This window comes from Dietzia cercidiphylli, assembly GCF_014145145.1.
In the GTDB taxonomy this organism is placed as follows: Bacteria; Actinomycetota; Actinomycetes; order Mycobacteriales; family Mycobacteriaceae; genus Dietzia; species Dietzia natronolimnaea.
In genome coordinates this window covers 1-5,335 of sequence record NZ_JAALEA010000121.1, presented here as the reverse complement: position 1 = coordinate 5,335, position 5,335 = coordinate 1, and the positions used below count along the sequence as shown (strand labels likewise).

Annotated in this window: 8 protein-coding genes; 2 read left to right on the top strand and 6 right to left on the bottom strand. The window is 71.2% G+C overall.

Translation table 11 applies throughout. The annotated features are described in order from the left end of the window. Nucleotides 1–97: 97 nt before the first annotated feature. On the top strand, nt 98–439 hold the full coding sequence (locus G6028_RS05090) for an HNH endonuclease (RefSeq protein ID WP_179525996.1): 342 nt from the start codon (nt 98–100) through the stop codon (nt 437–439). A 71-nt stretch (nt 440–510) separates the two neighbouring features. On the opposite strand, the gene G6028_RS05085 is transcribed toward G6028_RS05090, so the two are convergent. Continuing rightward, nucleotides 511–780, bottom strand: a complete 270-nt coding sequence (locus G6028_RS05085) for a glutaredoxin family protein (protein WP_179523384.1) — start codon at nt 778–780, stop codon at nt 511–513. 71 nt (nt 781–851) lie between these two features. Here G6028_RS05085 and G6028_RS05080 point away from each other — a divergent pair, with 71 nt between their 5' ends. Beyond that, nucleotides 852–1,910, top strand: a complete 1,059-nt coding sequence (locus G6028_RS05080; protein WP_182640025.1) for an HAD-IB family hydrolase — start codon at nt 852–854, stop codon at nt 1,908–1,910. Nucleotides 1,911–1,947: 37 nt separating this feature from the next. Here the strand turns inward: G6028_RS05080 and G6028_RS05075 are convergent, their stop codons facing one another. The 5 genes from G6028_RS05075 to G6028_RS05055 form a co-directional block, all read right to left on the bottom strand. Further along, nucleotides 1,948–3,081 carry a lysophospholipid acyltransferase family protein gene (locus G6028_RS05075; protein WP_179523386.1) on the bottom strand — a complete coding sequence of 378 codons (1,134 nt, stop codon included), beginning with the start codon at nt 3,079–3,081 and terminating at the stop codon, nt 1,948–1,950. Then, on the bottom strand, nt 3,078–4,259 hold the full coding sequence (locus tag G6028_RS05070; RefSeq protein ID WP_259847172.1) for an NAD-dependent epimerase/dehydratase family protein: 1,182 nt from the start codon (nt 4,257–4,259) through the stop codon (nt 3,078–3,080). Before G6028_RS05070 ends, G6028_RS05075 begins: the two co-directional genes overlap by 4 nt. A gap of 163 nt (nt 4,260–4,422) precedes the next feature. Further along, nucleotides 4,423–4,524 (bottom strand): 30S ribosomal protein bS22, encoded by a 102-nt coding sequence (locus tag G6028_RS05065; protein ID WP_003855542.1) that lies wholly within the window; start codon nt 4,522–4,524, stop codon nt 4,423–4,425. 160 nt (nt 4,525–4,684) lie between these two features. Beyond that, nucleotides 4,685–4,906: a helix-turn-helix domain-containing protein gene (locus G6028_RS05060; protein WP_017837771.1), complete on the bottom strand. Its 222-nt coding sequence runs from the start codon at nt 4,904–4,906 to the stop codon at nt 4,685–4,687. 266 nt (nt 4,907–5,172) lie between these two features. Further along, nucleotides 5,173–5,335: pyrroline-5-carboxylate reductase dimerization domain-containing protein (locus G6028_RS05055; protein WP_277817573.1), on the bottom strand; the 163-nt coding region annotated here is incomplete at its 5' end.

Sequence of the window (5,335 nt, the reverse complement as noted above, 5' to 3'; positions counted from 1 at the left end):
GGGCCCGGGTCGCGGCGCGCGCGGACAGCACACCACCGGGCGCGCGTGAGCGACGTACGGTTGCGCCGTGCCACCACGCCGCAGGTCCTCCACCACCGTGTCCGCGGCGACACGGGCGCGGTACGCGAAGAGGCGGAAGCGGCGCCTGTCGAGAGTCGACAACGACCTCACCGCCCCACAGTGGGCCGACCTCCTCCGCGCCTGGGGCGGGTGCGCCTACTGCCGGGCGGAGGGCCCCGCACTGCAGCGCGACTGCGTCATGCCCGTCTCGCGTGGCGGGCGCTACACACTGGAGAACGTGGTCCCCGCCTGCGCCTCCTGCAACGCGAGCAAACACAACAGCGAGGTCACCGGGTGGCTGCGGCGCAAGAAGCTCGACGAACGCACCTTCCTGCTCCGGCACGCGACGATCCTGCAGGTCCTGCTCGCCGAGGAGTAGCGCGCGCCACCGGGAGGTGGCCGCCCACCGCGGGACACCGGCTCACCACCGCCACGCGGCGGACGGCGGGGTCACTCCCAGCCACGGAACGGCTCGGGGGCCGCGAGGTCGGCGGCCAGCTCGTCGTCGTCGACCTCCCAACACGAGTGCTCCGCGCCGTCCACCAGGACCACCGGCAGGCGGTCGCCGTACTCCACCGCGAGTTCGGGATCGGCCGCACGGTCCACGTCCACCACCTCGAGCCGCGCGTGCGCCGTCGCGCACAGCGGGACCAACTGACCGTGGACCCGGACGCAGCTTCCACAGCCCTCGCGGGTAAGCAGGGTCACCGTGTGCACCATGCCCTGATAGTGCCCCACCCCCTCCGGACTCCCCTAGGATGGGGTCCCACCCCCACTAGGAGGTCCACCCGGTGAACGACCACACCGACGCCACCGACGAGTCCGATTCCGACACCGGGGGCAACGGTCTCCGGCTGCCCGGACGAGCGGACGTCACCAGTGCGATCGGGCGGCTGGTCTGGCGCCGGCGCAACGCCCGCGACCAGCGCGTCGCCGGCGAGGCCTCGGCCAGGAACGCGGTCAAGCTCGAGCCCGGCGCCGAGCCCGGTCCCCCGCTGGCCGACGCCACGACCACCGAGGACCACGACGACCACGCCGACACGCGGTTCGTCCCCGACCCGCAGGCCGCGGCGTTCTTCGACGTGGACAACACCCTGATCCAGGGCGCCTCGATCATCCTGCTGGCGCGCGGGCTGGCCAAGCACAAGTTCTTCACGGCGCAGGACGTGGCGTCGATGGCGTGGTCGCAGGTCAAGTTCCGGGTCTCCGGCAAGGAGAACGCCGACGACGTGGCCGCAGGCCGAGACAAGGCGCTGAGCTTCGTCAAGGGCCACACCGTCGCCGAGCTGACCGCGTTGAGCGAGGAGGTCGTGGACACCTCGATGCTCGACCGCGTCTGGCCGGGCACGCGCTCGCTGGTGCAGATGCACCTCGACGCCGGCCAGCAGGTGTGGCTAGTCACCGCCACGCCGGTCATGCTCGCGCGGGTGATCGCGTCGCGGCTCGGGCTCTCGGGTGCGCTCGGCACCGTGGCCGAGGAGGAGGACGGGGTGTACACCGGCCGGCTGGTGGGCGACATCCTGCACGGGCCCGGCAAGGCGCACGCCATCTCCAACCTCGCCGAGGCCGAGGGTTTCGATCTGTCCAAGTGCTACGCGTACTCGGACAGCTTCAACGACATGCCGATGCTCACGATGGTCGGCAACCCGGTCGCGATCAACCCGGACGGGCGGCTGCGCAAGTACGCCTCGGAGAACGGCTGGGACATCAAGGACTTCCGCACGGTGCGCAAGGCCGCCAAGCAGGCGGTCCCGGGCGTGCTCGCGGTGGGCGGGCTCGCCGGAGCCCGGGCGGCCGTGAAGTCCTCGTACGGCGCGCGGACGATCGGCCAGATCCGACGGATGTTCTGAGACGACTCGCGGCCGGGCCCCGAGCGGCCCGGGCGGATCAGCCGAAGAAGACGCTCCCACGGCGAGCGAGGTTCCGGAACAGGGTGTTCTGGATGGTCTCGCGGACCTGGTCGGTGATCTCGAAGACGATCATCGGGTCGTCGCCGGCGTCCGGGCCGAGGTGGGAGGTCTCGATGGGCTCGCCGAACTCGATGGTCCACTTGGTGGGCAGCGGGATGCCGCCCAGGCCGCCGAGCAGGGGGAACGTCGGCGTGATGGGCAGGTACGGGACACCCAGCAGCCGCGCCAGCGGGGAGAACTCGCCGATCTTGGGGTAGATCTCCTCCGAGCCCACCACCGAGCACGGGATGATCGGCGCGCCGGCGTCCAGCGCGGTGGACACGAACCCACCGCGGCCGAAGCGTTGCAGCCGGTAGCGGTCCGAGAACGGCTTGCCCAGTCCCTTGTAGCCCTCGGGCCACACCGCCACCACGTGTCCGCTCTCGAGCAGGCGTTCGGCGTCGGCAGCGCAGGCCAGCGTCGCCCCGGCCCGTCGCGCCAGCGGTGCGGAGACCGGCAGCGTCATCGCCAGGTCGGCGGCCAGCAGCCGCAGGGCGCGGCCCGAGTGGTCGTGGACGGCCACCGTGGTCATCATCGCGTCCAACGGCAGGACCCCGGCGTGGTTGGAGACGATCAGCCCGGCGCCCTCGGCGGGGATGTTCTCGGCGCCGATCACCTCGACCCGGAACCAGTGCTCGAACAGCGGTCGCCACATCGGCAGCCACACGGTGCTGTGGAAGTGCTCGTCGAAGCCGAACTCGTCGACCTCGTAACCACCGGTCACGCGCGTGGCGATCAGCTCGCCGACACCGTTGATGGCGTCGACGAGCCCCGACAGCGCGCTGACGTCGCCGGTCGCGAGCATCACGTCGACACCCCGCGCGACCTCACGGACGGGACCCAGCGTCTCGGCGTCGACGGGCAGCGCCTCCATCACCTGGCCGAGAGTGTCGCGCACCGAGGTGAGGAACCGGTCGACGATCCGTCCGATCTCGGTGGCGGCGGCGTCGCTGTGGCTGGTGGCGCCGAGGAAGCCCTCGCCCACGATGCGGTCGCTCCGCGAGTCGCGGCGGCCCTCCCCCCAGCGAGGCCCACCGAGTGGCTGGCTCAGGTCGAATTCGGGGCCCCTCACAGCGCCTCCTCCTTGCTCGGATCGGGCTCGTTCGGATCGGGCTCGTTCGGATCGGGCAACGCGCCGATCGCCTCGAGCTCGCACAGCGTGGTGTCCACTCCCGCGCGCAGCCGGTCGGCCACCGGCGCGGGGAGCATGGCGGCGATCTTGGCGGTCTTGCGCTCGAGCGTGGCGCGGGTGATGAGCGGTTCGGTGCCGGAGTCGACCAGGTAGGCGTGCAGTGCCTCCTCGGTGGAGTACCGGGGCGTGAAGCCGAACTCCTCGCGCATGCGCGTGGTGTCCACGGCGCGCCCGAAGCGCAGGTACCGAAGCTGCGAGGCCCCGACGTCGCGCAGGCCCTGACTGGACAGCAGCCGCACGGCCAGCTTGAACGTCTGCGGCGGAACCGGCAGCGGGACGTGCCCGGCCCGCCGGATGGCCTGGGTGAGCGTGAGGATCCCCTCGCCGGCGATGTTGAACGTCCCCGGCGCGGCGCCCATCGTGGCGTGCAGGAGGGCGTCGAGCGCGTCCTGGGGGTGCAGCAACTGGATGCGGGGGTCGTAGCCCGCCAGCACCGGGGAGATCGACGGCGCCAGCAGCTCCCCGAACACCGTGGGTTCGGGCAGTCCGAGGATCGCGGGGATCCGCAGGATCGTCACCTCGATGTCCGGCCGTTTGCGGGACATCCCGCGCACGTAACCCTCGACCGACAGGTGGTCCAGGGGGATGCCGCCGCTCGGTTGGCGGCGGGCCGCCATGTCCTCGGTGAACATGGCCGGGTCCACGCCCGAGGAGCCGTAGACGGTGGTCGAGGAGATCAACACGAACCGCTTGACGGTCGCGGCCCGCCCACAGGCCGCGATCACGTGCATCGAGCCCATGATGTTGGCCTCCTTGACGGCCGCACGGCCGCCCGGGGCGAAGTCGGTGTGGTGCAGTCCGGCGTGGACGACGGTGTCGATGCCGGCATCGCGCAGGATGCCCTGGAGGCGCGGCGACTGCGGGTCGAGGCGGACGAACTCGGCGTCCCTCATCCGACGGCGGTGCTGCGGCGACGGTTTGACGGAGTCGATGGCCAGGACGCGCTCGACGGATTCGGACCGGAGCAGCATCCCCACGAGGTGGGCGCCGAGGTATCGGCTCCCGCCCACGACGGCGACAGCCCGGGCGGGCCGACGGGTTGGTGCTTCGGGGTTCACCCAGACCACTGTAGCCGTGGACCCCCCCGGTCCGTCGCCCGGTCCGCGTACCCCGGACGTGCTGCTACACACACCCCGCGACACACCGATGCCCGCCACCACTTGCGGGTGACGGGCATCTGCTACGGGCGTGAGTCCGGGCGCTATCGAGGCGCCGCCGGACTCACTTACCGAGCTTGCGACGCTGCACGCGCGTCCGGCGGAGCATCTTGCGGTGCTTCTTCTTGGACATACGCTTGCGGCGCTTCTTGATCACAGAACCCATATCGGGGGTCACCTACCTGTCGACTACTGGTCTGGGGCCTTACAGCGGGCTTACTGCGTTCCGGCATCTAAGCGGGCTCGGAAGCCGGTACGGAACCCGTCCAGACTACCCGCAGGTGGGGCCGCGACGAAAACGGGCCCGGGGGCCGACCCGGAGCGGGTCAGCCGGCGGAGAAGTACGACGTGTCCAGGTACTCGTGGACCGCCTTGGAATGCACGCGGAACGACCGCCCCACCCGCACCGCGGGCAGCTCGCCCGAGTGGACGAGCCGGTAGACCGTCATCTTGGACACGCGCATGAGCGCTGCGACCTCGGCAACGGTCAGGAACTGGGAACCCCCCGCCGCCTGTGCGCCGCCTTCGGTCTTGTCGGTAGTCGCCATCTCACAACCCTTCGTGGCACGCGTCGTGCCGCAGGCTTCCCCTCCTGCGGTACGGACACGCACGTGCTGGGTATGAGCCTAGCGTGAAGGGTGTGATCAATGCGACGGGAGTGGGCAAATAACTTTGACGACACGCCGCCCGACCGCGGCCTGACCCACCCTGAACAGGGCTTGTGCTAAATGCGACGTCCCGCCAGGTGGCCGTTCTCTCACCTGGCGGGACGTGTGGGGCGCGTGGAGCGCAGCGGGCGATGCCCGGAGGCGGGTCAGTCGTCCCGCTCGTCGTCCTCGGCCTTCTGCGCTGCACGGGCCAGTTCCATCGACCTGGTGGCCGACGCCTCCACGGCGTCCGCCACCGCGGACCGGAAGCCCCCGGCCTCGAGTCGCCGGATCGCCGCCGCCGTGGTGCCGCCCGGCGAGCAGACCGCC